We start from the raw sequence: 17326 nt of genomic DNA on the forward strand, positions 1-17326 counted from the left end.
AAAACTATGTCATTGCAATTTATAATCGGTGGTTCCGGTTCGGGAAAGACACGGACATTGTATGAAAATCTGATCCGTCAGTCGATGGAAGAGCCGGACGAACGTTTTTTTGCTCTGGTGCCGGAACAGTTTACGATGCAGACGCAGAAAGAGATCGTGATGCTGCATCCGAACCATGGCGTGATGAATATCGATATTGTCAGTTTTGAGCGTCTGGCATACCGGGTGTTTGAGGAACTGGCGATTGAAAATCTGGCGGTGCTGGATGATATGGGAAAATCGATGGTTCTGCGGCGCGTCTCATCGGGCGTCCGGGGAAATCTGCACCTGTTTGGAGGGCATCTGGACAAGGCGGGCTTTATCAGCGAGATCAAATCGATGCTGTCTGAGTTTTTCCAGTACGGCATCACGGAGGAAAAGCTGGAGACGCTGATCGGGGAGACGAAAAGCCCGCTGCTGCGCCAGAAGCTTCTGGATATGCAGGTTTTATACCGGGCATTCCAGGCGTATACCGAGGAAAAAGTGATCGTAAAAGAAGAAATTTTAAGCCTTCTCTGCCGGGTGCTGCCGCAGTCACAGCTCATCCGCGATAGCGTTGTGACGCTGGATGGCTATACGGGCTTTACGCCGATCCAGTATGAGCTTCTGGAACTCTTATTCCGGTGCTGCCGGAAGGTGATCGTGACGGTCACGATGGATCCGGAGGACAACCCGTACCGCGAGAGCGTGCAGCAGAAGCTCTTTTACATGAGCCGTCATACCGTCTGCCGTCTGATTGATCGTGCTGCAGCTGCCGGATGCAGCCGGGATGAGGATATTTTGTTGAAAGAAAAACCAATGTGGAGATTTAAGGACAGCCCGGAACTGGGATTTATTGAAAATGAATTGTTCCGATATAGGGGAAAGGTGTATCATTCTGGGAGCGGGAACGAAAGCGGGGCTGCGGCTGAACACGGCCGGGAAAGCCTGCGTCTAATTGAAGCAGCAACCCCGCAGGCGGAAATCTCTTTCTTATGCGGAGAAATCCGGCGTCTGGTGGCATCGGAGGGCATCCGTTACCGGGAGATCGCGGTGATTACCGGCGACTTGGAGACATATTCGCGGGAGATTCTGAGGCAGTTTGAGAAGAATCAGATCCCGTGTTTTATTGATTATAAGAAAAATATTTTAAGTAACCCGATGGTGGAACTAATCCGGGCGGCGCTGGAGGTGCTGCAATCGGGCTTTTCCTATGAATCGGTGTTTCGATTCCTGAAAACAGGGCTGGTGATGCCGCTTGCGGGGCTTTCACCGGAAGTGATCTATCAGGCGGAAAATTATGTGATTGCGCTTGGAATCCGCGGGTTTAAGCGGTGGAACAGTACATGGGAGCGCGTGTACCGGGGGGCAGAGCTTATCAATCTGGATGAGTTAAATCAGTTCCGTGAGGCGGTTGTCACACCATTTCTGCCGCTTCGGGAGGTGTTTTCCAACTGCAAAGCAACGGTGCGCGAGCGGACGGAGGCGCTGGTCCATTTTCTCGAGGCACTTGAGATGGAGCAGAAGCTGGCGGCGATGGCGCAGCAGTTTGAAGAAATGGGCGATATGAGTCTTGCCAAGGAGTACGGGCAGGTGTATGGGCTGGTGATGGACCTGTTTGACCGGATTGTGGCGCTTCTCGGCGAGGAGGTCATGGGACAGCGGGAGTATGCAGAGATTCTGGACGCCGGTTTTGCGGAGATCAAGGTAGGACTGATCCCCGCGGTCGTGGACCGGATCGTGGTCGGCGATATCACGCGAACCCGTCTTTCCAATATAAAAGTGTTGTTTTTTGCCGGAGTCAATGACGGGATAGTGCCGTCTGTTTCGGGACGCGGCGGGCTCCTTTCGGAGGCGGATCGCCGGGCGCTGCGGGAAATGCAGGTAGAATTGGCGCCGACCGCGCGGGAGGAAAGCTTTTTGCAGCGATTTTATCTCTATCTGGCGCTGACAAAGCCGTCGGACTATCTCTATCTGTCGTGTGCGGCGTCCTCTGCCGAGGGAAAAGCGATGCGTCCTTCGAGTCTGATGCTGCAGCTGCTTAAATTATTTCCGGAGAAACGTCTGGAACAGCCGGAGGAAGAGAAGGAAGCGCTCTGGTCGCCGGAGCTTGGCATGAGCTGGGTGCTTCGGGGACTGCAGGATGAAAAAAGCGGGGAAAATGACCAGTTTATATCGCTGTACCGATACTTTATTCAGGCAGAATCGTACCGGGATGAAATGCAGGCGCTCTCGGATGCTGCATTTTATACCTATCAGGATACGGGCATCGGGAAGGCGGCGGCGCGGGCGCTCTATAGCCCGATTCTGCGGGGCAGTGTGACGCGTATGGAGCTGTATGCGTCGTGTGCGTATGCACATTTTCTTTCGTATGGGCTGGAATTGTCGGAACGGCAGATGTACGAGATTGCCCCGTCGGATATCGGAAATCTGTTCCATGCGGCGATCGACATGTATTTCACGCGGATGAAAGAGGAAAATCGCCGGTTTTCCGGCATTTCGGAGGAAGACCGCCAGAAAATGGTGGCGGAGTGTGTGGCGTCGGTCACGGAGGAATACGGCAATGCGATTCTGGGAAGCTCGTACCGGAACCAGTATCTGGAACGGAAGGTATACCGGATCACGGATCGGACGATCTGGGCACTGACGGAACAGCTAAAAAAAGGTGATTTTGAGCCAGCCGGGTTTGAGGTCAGTTTTTCACCGATGGATCACCTGAGAGCGATGCGGATTCCGCTTTCAAGCGAGGAGGCGATCCATCTGCGCGGGCGGATTGACCGAATCGATCTCTGCGAGGATGGAGACCGGCTGTACCTTAAGATCATTGATTACAAGACGGGAAAAACGAAATTTGACCTGACGGATATTTATTATGGATTGCAGCTGCAGCTGGTTGTCTACATGGATGCGGCGATGGAGAAGATCGGGCGGGAATACCCGGATAAAACGGTGGTTCCAGCGGGGCTTTTCTATTATCATATCGAGGATCCGATGGTGGAGCGCAAGCCGGTGGAGTCGGAGGAGGAGACGAATGCCGATATTTTGAAGGCACTGCGGATGAACGGGCTGGTAAACGGCGATCGGGAGGCACTGGCACATCTGGATAACCGGCTGGGCGAGGAGGCGACGGCGGATTCGGATGTTGTGCCGGTTTCGATTAAAAATGAGGCGATCGTTGAGCGGCGTTCGCAGGCGGCAGGGGAAGAAAAATTCCGTGTGCTGGGCGCGTATGTGAACCGGAAAATGAAGCATATGGGGCGGGAGATTCTGGATGGAAACATTGCGGCGTCGCCGTACAAAAACGGCCAGAAAACGGCGTGCGATTATTGCCCGTACCACAGTGTGTGCGGATTTGATTTGAAAACGGACGGCTACCAGTTCCGGCGTTTTGATAAGCTGAGCCCGGAGGAGATCTGGGGGAAGATGGAAGAAAAGGATAAGGAAACGGAACGGTAAGTTTGTGTTTGGCTGTGACTGTGGGAATGAAAGAAGAACCAGTCATGAAAAAGGAAAGGGCGAGAAATGGCAGTAAATTGGACCAGGGAACAGAAGCAGGTAATTGAGGGGCGGGAGAAAAGCCTCCTGGTGTCGGCAGCGGCCGGAAGCGGCAAGACCGCGGTGCTGGTTGAGCGTATCATCCAGATGATTACGGAGGGGGAGAACCCGAAGGACATAGACCGCCTGCTTGTCATGACTTTTACCCGGGCGGCAGCGGCGGAGATGCGGGAGCGGATCCAGGCGGCGATTGAGAAAAAACTGGAATCGGAGCCGGAAAATGAACATCTCCAGCAGCAGGCAGTTCTGGTTCAGTTTGCCCAGATCACGACGATCGACAGCTTCTGCCTGCATATCATGCGGGAACATTTTGACCGGCTGGACATCGATCCGGCATTCCGGGTTGGCGATGAGGGCGAAATGCTTCTGATGCGCGCTGATGTGATGGATGGGCTGCTGGAAGATTATTACCGCGACGGCGGGAAACGGTATGAGGAGTTTGTGGACGCGTATGCGACGGGCAAGGCGGACGGTGGAATTGCCGAGTATGTGATGCAGGTCTACAATTTCGCCCAGAGTAACCCGTGGCCGGATGCGTGGTATGAAAAATGCCGTGAGGAGCTGCTCTTGACCGAACAGGGAGAGCTGGAGCAGACGGAGTGGATGCAGTTCCTTTTGCGAGATATTGCATTGCAGGCGCAGGAGTGGAAAATACAGCTTCGGGAGGCGTGGGAGATCTGCCAGGAGACGGGGGGACCGATGCCGTACCTGCCGATGATCGAGGAAGATCTGCGCCATGCGGAGGCAGTTTGCGGGGCAGCCGGTTCGTTTGAAACGATCTCGGAGGCATTGGAACAATTTACATTTTCGCGTCTGGCGGCGATCCGTGGCAAAAACGGGGAGGTCGATCCGGAGAAAAAGGCGCTTGTTTCCGACTGCCGCAGTCGGGTCAAAAAAGCAGTTGAAAAGTTGAAAGGAGAGTACCTGTTTGCCTCCCCGGAGCAGATGCTTACGGATATGGAAGCTGGAAAAGAGCGGATTTTGGAACTTTTGGAGCTGGCGCAGGAATTTGGACGGCGGTTTAGGGCGAAGAAGAAAGAGAAAAATGTGGTGGATTTTCATGATCTGGAACATTTTGCGCTGGAGATTCTGACAGAACCGGAATCAGAATGTTCCGAGGCGGAGGAAACTTCAAGTGCAGAAGAAAACGATCAGATGCAAGGGAAAAATGTCTGGACAGTGCGCGTACCAGGCACAGTCGCGGATGAGCTCGCCGTGCAGTACGACGAAATTCTGGTGGACGAGTACCAGGACAGCAACCTGGTTCAGGAGACGCTGATCCAGTGCATCAGCGGTGAACGTTTTGACCGCCCGAATGTGTTTATGGTGGGCGATGTCAAGCAGAGTATCTATAAATTCCGCCTGGCGAGACCGGAATTATTTCTGGAAAAATACAGCACATACACGTCGGAGGAGAGCGCGCACCAGAAGATCGAGCTTCACCAGAACTTTCGAAGCCGGGATCACATACTGGAATCGATCAATGCGATTTTTTACCGTATCATGACGGAAAAGCTGGGAAATATATCCTATACGGAAGATGCGGCACTGCATCCGGGCGCAGCCTTTGAAGAGCGGGATGGCCTGGATGAGTTAAAGACGGAGCTTTTGCTGGTGGATTTGTCGGTGCAGCCGCAGAAAGAGACGGAATCCCCCGAGTTAGATGATGAGGCAGCCGATTACACCGCCAGAGAGCTGGAAGCGCGCATGATCGCCGGAAAGATCCGTGAGATGACGGATAAAGAACGGGGGATCACGATCTGGGATAAGGAGCTTGGCGCTTACCGTCGGGCGCAGTACGGGGATATTGTGATTCTGCTTCGAAGCGTTAGCGGATGGGCGGAAGAATTTATCGAGGTGCTGGCGACGCAGGGGATTCCGGCGGTCGCAGAGTCTCGGACGGGATATTTTAATACGCTGGAAGTCGAGACGGTGCTGAATCTTTTGGCAGTCATTGACAATCCGATGCAGGACATTCCCCTGGCGTCGGTGCTCAAATCGCCGTTTGGCGGCGTTTCTGATGAGGAGATGGCGTGGATTGTGGCGGAACATAAGGCGGGCGTTGACCGGTCGCGGGATGCAGGGCTTTACCGGGCGGTTGTGGAGTATATGAACGAGGATGGACCGGTGAAGTCGAATGACGAAAGTGACGATTCGTCGATCGCGGATGCGTTTCGTTTTCAAAAAAATAAATTAATTCAAAAGAATAACCTGCGCCGAAAACTCCAAAAACTCTTTACTCTCCTGGATACATTCCGCCAGGAATCTGTTTACCTGCCGATGCACGAACTCCTCTACCGGATTTACGACAAAACGGGCTATTACCGCTATGTGTCGGCGCTTCCGGGCGGGGCGGGACGGCGCGGCAATCTGGATATGCTGGTGGAGAAAGCGGCAGCCTATGAGGCGACGAGCTACCGGGGTGTGTTCCATTTCATCCGGTATATTGAGAAGCTGAAAAAATACAATACAGATTTTGGTGAAGCGCCGGTGGCAGATTCCGAGGGAACGGTGGTGCGGATCATGAGTATCCATAAGAGCAAGGGACTGGAATTTCCGATCGTGTTTGTGGCTGGAATGGGAAAAAATTTTAACAAGCAGGATACGCGGGGGAAACTTCTGATTGACGCGGATCTGGGAATCGGAACCGACTATCTGGACAGTGAGAAGCGCATCAAGGGACTGACGCTCAAGAAAAATGTGATGAAACGCCGGATGGAACTGGAGGCGCTGGGCGAGGAACTGCGCGTTCTTTACGTGGCGCTGACGCGTGCGAAGGAAAAATTGATTCTGACGGCGTCCTCCCGGAAATTGGAGGATCGGATTGCGAAGTGGAGCGCAGTGGCAGCCGAACACGGGGCGATTCCGTATACGATTCTGACGCTGGCCTCCTCGTATCTGGATTGGATTTTGATGAGTATTCCGGAAAAAAATCCGTGGATTTCATATCAGATGGAAACGCTTTCCGACCAGATCGACCGTGAGATTGGCACGCAGATACGCCAGACGTTATCGAGAGAGTGGCTGCGGTGGCTGGCGGGGGAGGACAGCCATTTGTCGAATGACGAGAATCATCCAAACACGCAAAATCGGCTCGAAAATATCAGGCAAATAGAATCGATCATCAGCAACAACTACCATTTCCAGTACCCATACCTGGACGATCTGAGTCTCAACACCAAGATGTCCGTTTCTGAACTCAAGAAAAAGGGCATGGAGGAAGAGGAGGAGGAGATGGTATTTCTGCCGACGCTGCCAGTGTTTATGGAGAAGGAGCAGGAAGAAAAAGGCGGCGCGACGCGCGGTACAGCGTACCACCGTGTGTTGCAGTTGTTGCCGTTTGAGCGGGCAATGTCGAGACAGGAGTTAAATGCATTTCCGGCGAAGCTGGCGGCTGAGGGGCGGATGGATGCCGAGGCGGCGGCGTTGGTGCGCGGCTCAGATCTGGCAAAACTGACAGCCAGTTCATTGGGAAAACGCATGCAGAGAGCGGCAGCAGCCGGGAAACTGTACCGGGAAAAACAGTTCGTCATCGGTATTCCGGCGCGCGAGATGGGCGAGTGGGATTCGGATGAGCGGATTCTGATACAGGGTATCATCGACGCCTTTTTTGAGGAGGACGGCAAGCTGGTTCTGGTGGATTATAAGACAGATTATGTGGAAAATTCAGACATTCTGATCCGCCGCTATGAGGCACAGGTGCGCTACTATACCCGCGCACTAGAACAGATGACAGGAAAAAGGGTGGCGGAGCGCTACCTGTATTCATTCCGGTTTGGGGCGATTGAAGTGTAAGGCAGTGATTCTGGATACAGATAGGCACGTTCGGAGCCGATCGTATTTCCAGTCAATACGCCGGGATATGCGGCTCAGGAGGATCTGACGGAGTACCGGAGTTTTACGGATTATACGGATCAGGGCTTTGTTTATGTCCATGCGGGCTGCCGCGGCCGATAACTTTATAGAGTGGGTCAATGCGTGCTGCGCCCAGAGGAATTAAAATAATAAAATTAGAGAAATAAGTTTTGGTTAAAGGGTATCATCCGCCATCAGAACCGCTACCTGCGTCAGAAAATTCTCAGGATTTTTGTGCTGGGGCGGTCCCTCCAGATAGAGGTGGCGGGCGGTGCCCTTTAATGGAATCTGATATTTGTTAGCATACGCACAAAGATGCTTCACAATTACCGGAAGACCTTCATAGGCACCGTGATAAAAGATACAGAGCGCTTTCTGGCAGGGCAGGGTGACGAGATGTTCACCCAGGCTTTCCGGCGGGACGGCGATGCAGCAGGTAAAATCGCCCGGATTCGAAAGGTTGTATTCGGTGAAAAACATATGCTGGGTGGTGTCAGAACCATATTGGCGGATCGCCTTGATGAAGACGCTACGTAATTGCTCTTTCTTGTCTTCAAGTTCTGTCGAATGCAGATCCTGGCAGTAAACGGTCTGGGCGGGAAGTTCTATCTGTCGGATTTCAAAGTCATTGTGCCCTTTTGAATGTTCTTTTAATTTCTCAATATTCCGGCTGATCTCGTCACGCAGATCTTCCAGACGAGTGATCAGCGGCTCCAGATCCGTCGTGCCGTGATAATAGGCATAGATATCATCCAGCGACAGACCGAGATTCTGCAGAATGCGGATGCTCCGGATGCGCGAGACGGTGTCTGCTGTATAGCAACGGTTTCCATTGATACCGTCTCTCTGATCCGGCAGAATAAGACCCTTGTCTTCATAATTTAAAATCATGCGCCGGGTCACTTCCAACGCTTTGGCTGCCTCGCCGATCGAGAGCAGCCGTTTTTTATCGTGCGTCATAAAACCTCCTGTTAGATATCCATAAGATGTGCAATCATGTATATTTGTTATGTAGGGTTCTGGTGCAATTTTTTACACTCATAGTTTTTTATAATTACATGAAAAATAAGTAAAAATTATATAAATTAGCTAAAAAGGGATTGTATCGCACATCAATGTACGATGTATAATCATTTTATTGAAAGCGGGATGCTGTGTCAAGTATCCCGCCGATGCAAAACGCCACACAATTTGTCATACTATGCACGTTGAAAAGGAGTATCCGGGCAGGCAGGAGCGTCAGAAATTGGGGAGAATGAGTATTTTATATACAGAAAGATTTGATGGCTCATCTGCAAACATCTGCCCGGAGAAACATTTCAACCAAAACGCCTTTATTGTATACCTATGATGCTGCGTTTTATCTGGAAAAATCAAGAAAGAATTGACATTTGAACGCCTTCCATATATGCTTGAACCAATATGATTTTCGATTTGACAGATGGGAAAATCAATGGAAAATCTAAGCAGATATGGGAGGCTTTTATGGATCAGGAAAATCAGACACCACACAAACGGCGTGTCAGATATAAAGGAAAATATCCAAAAAAATTTGAAGAAAAATATAAAGAGCTGCAGCCGGAGAAGTATCAGGACACGATCCAGCATGTGATTCAGAAGGGAAATACACCAGCGGGCATGCATATTTCCATTATGGTGCAGGAGATTCTGGACTTTTTGCAGATCCAGCCGGGGCAGGTCGGATTTGATGCGACGCTAGGATACGGCGGACATACGAAGGCAATGCTGGCCTGCCTGAAAGGGCAGGGACATATGTATGCGACCGATGTTGATCCGGAGGAATCCGCCAAGACGCGGAAACGCCTGGAAGAAGCGGGCTATGGCGAGGACATGCTTTCAATCCGTCTCCAGAACTTCTGTACAATCGATGAGATTGCCAAAGAAGCGGGTGGTTTTGATTTTATTTTAGCCGATCTGGGCGTGTCTTCGATGCAGATTGACAATCCGAAGCGAGGCTTTTCGTTCAAGGTAGATGGGCCGCTGGATCTGCGCCTGAATCAGGAAAAAGGCATCAGCGCCGCCGAGCGCCTTGACACGATCGAGCGTGAGGAGCTGGCGGGCATGCTGTACGAAAATTCAGACGAACCGTATTGCGAGGAGCTGGCAAAAGCGATCACGGATGAGATCCGCCGTGGAAACCGGATCGATACGACCACGAAACTCCGTGAAATCATTGAAAAAACATTGGATTTCCTTCCGGAAAAGGAGAAAAAGGAGACAATCAAGAAGACCTGTCAGCGTGTTTTCCAGGCGCTCCGGATCGATGTAAACCAGGAATTTGAAGTACTCTATGAGTTTATGGAGAAGCTTCCAAATGCGCTTCGACCGGGCGGACGGGCAGCGATCCTGACCTTCCATTCCGGAGAGGATAAACTGGTGAAAGCGGCGCTCAAAGAGGGATATCGCGTCGGTATCTATAAAGAATATTCCAAAGATGTGGTGCGCCCGTCCGCGCAGGAGTGCGTACAGAACCCGCGTGCCCGCTCGACGAAGATGCGCTGGGCGATCCGGGCGGAAGAGTAAAATGAATATAAAAGAAAATATATGAAAAAACAGGGCAGCTGTTCCGAGCAATATGGGAGCGGCTGTCCTGTTTTTATTGTGAAGATCAAAGAGAGTCCATGTGAAAAAATTTCGGGCGCAGTGATGTCTGGTTCTGCAAAAATCCGATTAAAAGAGCAAAAATGTTTTTTTAGCGAGATTTCTGTTTCCGGTGCGTATACTATAAGATTACTTTTCAGAAAATAGAAAAGTGGTCACAGTTGTGAAAGAAGAAACAGCTGCGAAAAAAACAAATCCGCGAGAAAGTTTCGTGAGAAAGAGAGGAAACGCATTGAAACAGGAAACACAAAATGAATTGGAACGATTTAGGGATTATTTGAGAGAACAGGAAAAAAGCAGCCATACGATCGAAAAATACTGCCGGGATGTGAGAAAGTTTTTGATGTTTGTGGGTGAAGAATGGGATAAAAACACAATTATATCGTTTAAGGAATATCTGCAAGCCCATTATAAAACATCCAGCGCCAATTCGATGCTGGCATCTCTGAACAGCTACTTTCATTTTATCGGAAGACAGGAATACTGTGTCCGCACGTTCCGGGTGCAGAAGCGGATTTTCTGCGATGAGAGACGGGAAATGACGCGCAGCGATTACCAGAAGTTAGTTAAGGCGGCACGGGGACGCGGCGATGAACGTCTCTGTGCGATTTTGCAGACAATCGCGAGCACGGGCATACGAATCAGCGAGCTTTCATATATTACAGCGGAATCGCTGGCACAGGGGGAAGTAGTGATCGACTGTAAGGGAAAACAGCGGGTGATCCTGCTGCCGCAGTCGCTGATGCTGTATTTGACGCAGTACTGCCGGAAGCAGCGGATTGTGAGAGGCAGCATCTTTGTCACAAAAAACGGGCAGGCAGTCCGCAGACAGAATGTGTGGGCGGACATGAAATCCGTCTGCGCCGAAGCGGGTGTTCTTCCGAGCAAGGTATATCCGCACAATCTGCGCCATCTGTTTGCCAAGATATTTTACGAGCGCGATCACGATCTGGTCCGTCTGGCAGACTATCTGGGTCACAGCAGCGTGGAAACGACAAGACGTTATACGATCATCAGCAGCCGTGAAGCGTGCCGCAGACAGCTGGAATTAGGTTTGTTGATTGATAGGGAAAATTGACGAAAAACATAATGGGGATTATGTCATGAAATGAAAAAAATCTGCATACATATCTAAATATATGATTTTATTATCAAGTTTATCACTTCTGAGAAAAAATTTCAACCTACAAAGACGTTAAAAAACAGTACTTGAAAGTACAGATATTTTATCCAAAATCCGACAAAAACCTTGCAAATTAAAGAAAAAACAAAACAGGTGGATATGACATAATCCCCATTATGTCAGCCGGGGAGGTGGAGTATGTGAGAGAAGATCTGACGGGGCGCCGGTATGGACGCCTGACCGTCTGCCGGGAGATAAAACAGGCAGAAAAAAGCCGCCGCCATTACTGGCTGTGCCGGTGTGACTGCGGGAAAGAAAAAACCGTGGAGGAGTCCCATCTGAAAACAGGGCATACGAAAAGCTGCGGGTGCTATCGGAAGGAACTTCCGTCCAGTCGGCGGATCGATCTGACAGGTCGTCAGTTCGGACGTTTGAAAGTGCTTGAAGAGGCGGATAATTCCAACCGGACAGGTGAATATTGGAAATGTGTCTGTAGCTGCGGACGCCTGATTGAGGCATCCAAAGAAAGCCTGTGCGCGGGAAAAACCAAGAGCTGTGGGTGCCTGCAGGCGGAGACACGAAAGAAAAACATGAAAAAAGCGATTCATTTTGTAGGCGGAACCTGCCTGGAACGAATCGCCAACCAGAAAAATACGGCAAACAATACAAGCGGCTACCGAGGCGTCTACCAGCGGGAAAATTCCCGGTGGCGGGCAGCGATCGGCTTTCAGGGAAAAGTGTACAACCTTGGAACCTTCGTAAACCTTGAGGATGCGGTGGCAGCGCGGAAAAAAGCAGAAGAGGAATTGTACGAGCCATTTTTGCGGGAACATGGCGTGAAAGCGGTGCAGAAGGGAGGTATTTAAATCTGCATAAGGGGACCTGCGTTGATGATAGATAAGACAGGAGGCAAAAAGAATGAAAAAAGCGAAGAAAAAGGGGAAAAGTTACAGTCAAGGCTGGTTTGAACGTCAGTCAAGGCGTTTCATGTCAGTGCTTTTGTGCAGCAGTATGTTGAGCACAAGCGTGGCAAATACAGCCGCATTTGCAGCTGCCACATCCGAAGGAGGGGATGAAAGACAGGAATTTTCATTGGAAAAAGAAGTTCTCAGGCAGGCAATCCGGGATGCTGCTAAAAAAGGGAAGACAGTAAAAGAGGATGCATTTACGTTTTCCGGCGATGAGGCAGAAACCTACGAGGGACTGTTTGAAGAAGGAAATCTATATGAACTGCATCCAGATTTCGAGAAGAAAAACGACCGGCTTACTTTGAAAATGTATGCCCGCTTAGAGGATGAAGAGGACATGGATCAGTATACGATCAGCGGAAATGAAGAAATTATTTTCCTGATGACCAACTCTTCTTCAAAAGAGCGCACCGGACGGATTCTGGTGGATGGAAGAGCCAGCGCATGGATGACGGTTGCGCCATTTGGTGAAGTAAAAAAGCAGGTTGAGCTGGAGACAGAGGAAGCGGTTCCGACCGAGATAGAAAATGAGGTAAAAGAACCGGAAAGTGCAGTTCCGGCAGGAAGTGAAGATATCACAGAAGAGGATACGGCTCTGGAGGACGATGTAAAGGAGCAGGAAAATGCTTCAGATACAGGTAACAATCAAATAAAAGAAGAAACCTCGGATCCAGAAAAACAGGACAAAGCAGAGCAGAAAGCTCAGGAACCGAATACAGGAGATTCAGAAGATACCTCGGATATAAAAGAAGAACCGGAAGCAGCGGATGACAAGAAAGATTTATCGGAGCTGGATTCTGAGAACGAGAATGAAAAAGCAGACATGGATGCGTCCGATGCAGATACATCGGATTCAGAAAATGACAGCGCCCAGGACGAAGATTCAGTTCAGGTATCACGTTCGGCTCATTTTTCGATGTTTTTGACTTCAGCTGCAATGGCATCTCCGCCTGATGCAGAAGAAGAAGAGGACGAGAACGATGAAAATGAAAAAAATAAGGCGATTGTAGGCGACGAAGCAGAAGAAGACAATTTCGAACGCATTCTGGGGGATTCATATGAAACGGTAGGCATTAAGAATGCATCCGCAGCCGCATTTGTAACTTCCGCGATGGAGCTTGGTCTGACAGACGTAGCTGTTTTGTCGGCAGTGGAAGTGGAAGAAATTCCAGACTGGCAGATTTCGAAGTCTAAAAAAGCTACCAATCTGGACGAAAACTTTGAATCCCAGGTAACACTTTCCCTTCCGTCAGCGGAGGAAAAACTGGAAAATGACATTGTGTTTGTGCTGGATAAATCTACCAGCGTGCAGCTGGAAAATGAGGCGTTAGAGATGCTTAAGGAGCTGCAGGCGCAGGCAAAGAAAAATGGCGCAAAAGTAAAGGTTGGAGTCGTTATTTTTAATAAAGAAGCGCATAAGTCTGACTTTATGGATTTGGAAACCCAGTATGATGCGATTGCGGCAGCGATCCGTGAGAATATTAGCAGCGGAACGAATCTTTCGGCTGGAATCCTTGCAGGTAAGAAAATGCTGGATGAGGATACGCAGGTGGCAGCAGGAAGAAAGAGCCTGGTGCTTTTAAGCGATGGCATTACCTATATTTTTGGGGAAAAACCGACGGCGGTTGCCTGGGGATTTGAGAATGATGGTTCAGAACATTCCTGGGCGGGACCGGATAACTGGATTCTTAAATATGGGAATAATAAAGCATTATCGGAGGATGAGTGGAACGAGCGCCTGGGTACAATCAAAGCGCAGATGGATGCACAGGGCGATGAATTTGACCATCCATATGAGCAAGGAGATTTAACGCCATGTACCCCACCTGGTGAAGGAAAAGAACGTGCCAATAGCGTTGATAAAGCACTCTATCTTTCCTATGAGGCATATCTGGAAGCGGCGAAGGAACAGTATCACTGCTATGCGATGCCGATTGGTTCATCTGCTGGTGAAAGCTATCCATGGGGACCGAGCTTTGTGAAATATCTGGCAGACGGAAAAACGGTAAGTTTTGAAGATATCAAAAATGACATCCTTTATGCCGTCGATCGGGGCTCGATGGTGGAAGATTATATGGGTTGGGTCAAGGATGACTACAATTTTGACTTAAAGAGCATCGACCGTCTGACTGTTGGCGGCAGGGAGCTTTCCAAATGGAAAGATGGAAATACCGTTTATTTTGGAAATGAAGACGTGAATGCAGCTCAGTATCGTTTTAAGGTGGAATACGATCCGTCGGATAAGGAAGGCGGAGAACATTTCATCTGGACGATGAATGAGGCGGTAAAAAATAATGAACCGGTGCAGCTGACCTATACGGTAAAACTGGTAAATCCGAAGAACAATCCAGGAGAATCGTATGGACGGTACGATGAAGACGGAAGCGAAGAGTATGATGGACTTTATACGAACCAGAAAGCAGTGCTGCATCCGGTTGGAAGCGATCAGGAAAAAGGAAAAACGGAAGTATTTTCGAAACCGACTGTATCATATACGATTCCGGGAGGAGAACTTCCGACGATTCCAGAGGGAGGAACTTCTAAATCGAAGACAGCGGAACAGCTGGATGAAAATTTTAAGTCTCAAGTGGCTTTGTCCTTGCCGTCAGCGGAGGAGCAGCTGGTAAGTGATGTGGTGCTTGTCTTAGATAAATCAACCAGCATGGGACTGAAAGAGCAGGCATTGGAAATGCTTCAGAACCTCAAGAAAGAAGTGCAGGAAAAGGGAGCAAAGGTCAAAGTGGGAGTAGTGCTCTTTAACAAGGAAGCCCATACGGATGGATTTATGGATTTGGAGACCCAATATGAGGCGATTGAAGCAGCCATTTGTCAGGAAATTAAGAGTGGAACCAATCTTCACGCAGGTATTTTAGCGGGTAAATCAATGTTAGACCAGGATACAGGAGTGGCAGATGAACGCAAGACACTGGTAGTTGTCAGTGATGGTATTACCTATATGTTTAATGAGAATCCGACGGCGGTTGCCTGGGGATTTATGGCAGATTCTCCGAAACATTTTGCAGGACCGGATAACTGGAAATCCAAGTATGGAAATAATCAGGCACCGACGGACTGGAATGCATGGCTGACCGGCATAGGAGCCAGACTTTCAGAGCAGAAGGATACACACGACTATCCATATGGAACGGAACCGGATGCATCGCTTATTACACCGGTGGAGGAAGCAGGAAATTATGTGAATTCGATCGATAAGGCATTATATCTTTCGTACGAGGCGTACGCACAGGCAGCTTCGGAAGGATATCACTGCTATGCGATGCCGATTACGCCGCCCGGAACGGCAAGTAACTATGAGTGGGGAATGAGTTTCATGCGGTACCTCGCGAATGGAAAGCAGGTTTCATTTGAAAGTATAGAAAATGATATTTTGTATGCCGTTGATAAAGGTTCTGTTGTGAAAGATTATATGGGCTATGTGAAAGAGGATTATAACTTTGATTTCGATCACTTAGACCAGCTGACAGTAGGGGGAAAAGCGCTTTCTATGTATCAGGAGGGCAACACCTGGTATTTTGGAGACGGAGAACCGGGACCGCAGAATTATCGTTTTAAAGTGGTATATGACGCGGGAAATAAGGCAGAGACAGAGATGTTTACCTGGTATATAAATGAACCAGTTTCAAACTTTGCACCGGTGCAGCTGACCTATACCGTAAAACTGATAAACCCAAAGACGGCGGATGGAACCTATGGAAAATATGACCGGGACGGCAGCCAGCACTATGAAGGGCTCTATACCAATCAGGAGGCGGTCCTGTATCCGGTAGACAGCCGTGGAAATGAGTATCGGCCAGAAGAATTCCCGAAGCCGACCGTATCATATGTGGTAGAACATGGAAGCCAGGAACCGGGATCTGATCCTACCCCGACCCCGAATCCAGGCAATAACGGAGGCGGAAGCCACGGCGGTCACGGAGGCGGAAGTAGTTCTGGCAGTAAAAAGTCTTCGACTACAACCGCGTCGGGACCGGCAGCCCAGCCGACGGAACCGGTTACGCCGGTTGTACCAGAACCTCAGCCGGTTGTACCGGCAGAAGGACTTCCGAAGACCGGGGATACGGATCGGATGGATGTGCCGATGGCTCTGCTGGCAATTGGAATGATGGCAGCAGCTTATGTATTAATGACGGGCAGAAAAAAGACGGAAGAGTAAGACAAGATATAGAAAAATAAAAATTGCCCGGTTATAAGAGCAGGTTTTTAGGGCGGCGCCAGAAAAAATGGCGCTGTCCTAAAACTATGCTGTTATCTGTTTCGTTTTGTATGCAAATTAATACATCATTTATAAAAATATATAATTTGCTTAATAAATAAAGGCGCAGAACGTTTCACGGGCAAAGATGGAGGGATCGATGCAAAAGTGGACACGGAAAGCAGCGGCTGTGATAGCTGTCATCTGTCTGGCGTTCGGTACAGCAGGGGTGGTAATGCATAAATGGGATGAAATGCGTCAGGAGAAGGCGCAGGAAGAGTTGACTGCCCAGGTTGTGGGAATGTCAGAAGCAGGGACGACGGGAGAAACAATGCCGGAGAAAAAAGTGCCAGAAGTGGAAAATGAGATAGGTGAGACGAATGCAATAAAGGAGACAGAATATGTGTCAGCAATTGATTTTTCAGCGCTGGATTTCCAGAATCCGGACGTCGTTGCCTGGATTCAGATTCCGGGAACTCAGATCAATTATCCGGTGGTTCAGGGGAAGGACAATGATTATTACCTGCACCGTGACCTGAACGGACAGAAGAGCACGGCGGGCACGATTTTTCTGGACTATGCCGATCAGGCAGATTTTTCGTCCCTGCATAACGTGCTGTACGGCCATCACATGAAGAATGGAAGTATGTTTAAGGACATTTCCAGATACAAGGATCAGGGCTATTTCGATCAGCATTCAGAAATCATTCTTTATACGCCGGAGCGGGAGATTCATTTAAAAGCCCTGGCGGCTGTCTGCACATCGCCGGATGCGATCCGCCGGAAAACGGAGTTTGCATCGGGAGAAGAATTTGCGTCATATATTCAGCAGATGACAGCGGGCGCGAGCGCGTCCGCGCCGATCGAGGGGACGATCGTGCGTTTGTATTCATTTGTGACATGCAGCTATGAATTTAACAATGCCCGGACAATTCTATATGCGTATGAGGCGGCAGAATAGAATGGGAAATA

General features: G+C 49.6%; 8 protein-coding genes. 7 read left to right on the forward strand and 1 reads right to left on the reverse strand.

What is annotated here, in order from left to right:
* The first annotated feature begins 6 nt into the window (after nt 1-6).
* Together addB and addA are read left to right on the forward strand one after the other, a co-directional pair.
* Nucleotides 7-3474 carry a helicase-exonuclease AddAB subunit AddB gene (addB, locus tag DXD12_RS00410; RefSeq protein ID WP_118636955.1) on the forward strand — a complete coding sequence of 1156 codons (3468 nt, stop codon included), beginning with the start codon at nt 7-9 and terminating at the stop codon, nt 3472-3474.
* A 66-nt stretch (nt 3475-3540) separates the two neighbouring features.
* On the forward strand, nt 3541-7368 hold the full coding sequence (addA, locus tag DXD12_RS00415) for a helicase-exonuclease AddAB subunit AddA (protein WP_118636957.1): 3828 nt from the start codon (nt 3541-3543) through the stop codon (nt 7366-7368).
* 234 nt (nt 7369-7602) lie between these two features.
* On the opposite strand, the gene DXD12_RS00420 is transcribed toward addA, so the two are convergent.
* A complete protein-coding gene (locus DXD12_RS00420; RefSeq protein WP_118293938.1) occupies nt 7603-8388 on the reverse strand; it encodes a MerR family transcriptional regulator in 786 nt (261 codons plus the stop codon).
* Nucleotides 8389-8913: 525 nt separating this feature from the next.
* Between DXD12_RS00420 and rsmH the strand changes: the two genes are divergently transcribed.
* The 5 genes from rsmH (at nt 8914) to srtB (ending at nt 17315) form a co-directional block, all read left to right on the forward strand.
* A complete protein-coding gene (gene rsmH, locus DXD12_RS00425; protein WP_118636959.1) occupies nt 8914-9972 on the forward strand; it encodes a 16S rRNA (cytosine(1402)-N(4))-methyltransferase RsmH in 1059 nt (352 codons plus the stop codon).
* Between the two features lie 310 nt (nt 9973-10282).
* A complete protein-coding gene (locus tag DXD12_RS00435) occupies nt 10283-11128 on the forward strand; it encodes a tyrosine-type recombinase/integrase (RefSeq protein WP_118637487.1) in 846 nt (281 codons plus the stop codon).
* A 245-nt stretch (nt 11129-11373) separates the two neighbouring features.
* On the forward strand, nt 11374-12039 hold the full coding sequence (locus DXD12_RS00440) for a hypothetical protein (protein WP_118293936.1): 666 nt from the start codon (nt 11374-11376) through the stop codon (nt 12037-12039).
* A gap of 52 nt (nt 12040-12091) precedes the next feature.
* The gene (locus DXD12_RS00445) at nt 12092-16315 is read left to right on the forward strand and encodes a VWA domain-containing protein (RefSeq protein WP_118636963.1); all 4224 of its coding nucleotides are present in this window, start codon (nt 12092-12094) and stop codon (nt 16313-16315) included.
* A gap of 199 nt (nt 16316-16514) precedes the next feature.
* The gene (srtB, locus tag DXD12_RS00450) at nt 16515-17315 is read left to right on the forward strand and encodes a class B sortase (RefSeq protein WP_182426230.1); all 801 of its coding nucleotides are present in this window, start codon (nt 16515-16517) and stop codon (nt 17313-17315) included.
* The last annotated feature ends 11 nt before the right edge of the window (nt 17316-17326 follow it).

The sequence above is a fragment of the Clostridium sp. TF11-13AC genome, from assembly GCF_003481065.1.
In the GTDB taxonomy this organism is placed as follows: Bacteria; Bacillota; Clostridia; order Lachnospirales; family Lachnospiraceae; genus Otoolea; species Otoolea fessa.

Excerpts from the sequence above, each read along its gene's own strand:
- addB (WP_118636955.1), top strand. The coding sequence starts at position 7 with ATGTCATTGCAATTTATAATCGGTGGTTCCGGTTCGGGAAAGACACGG.
- addA (WP_118636957.1), top strand. The coding sequence starts at position 3,541 with ATGGCAGTAAATTGGACCAGGGAACAGAAGCAGGTAATTGAGGGGCGG.
- DXD12_RS00420 (WP_118293938.1), bottom strand. The coding sequence starts at position 8,388 with ATGACGCACGATAAAAAACGGCTGCTCTCGATCGGCGAGGCAGCCAAA.
- rsmH (WP_118636959.1), top strand. The coding sequence starts at position 8,914 with ATGGATCAGGAAAATCAGACACCACACAAACGGCGTGTCAGATATAAA.
- DXD12_RS00445 (WP_118636963.1), top strand. The coding sequence starts at position 12,092 with ATGAAAAAAGCGAAGAAAAAGGGGAAAAGTTACAGTCAAGGCTGGTTT.
- srtB (WP_182426230.1), top strand. The coding sequence starts at position 16,515 with ATGCAAAAGTGGACACGGAAAGCAGCGGCTGTGATAGCTGTCATCTGT.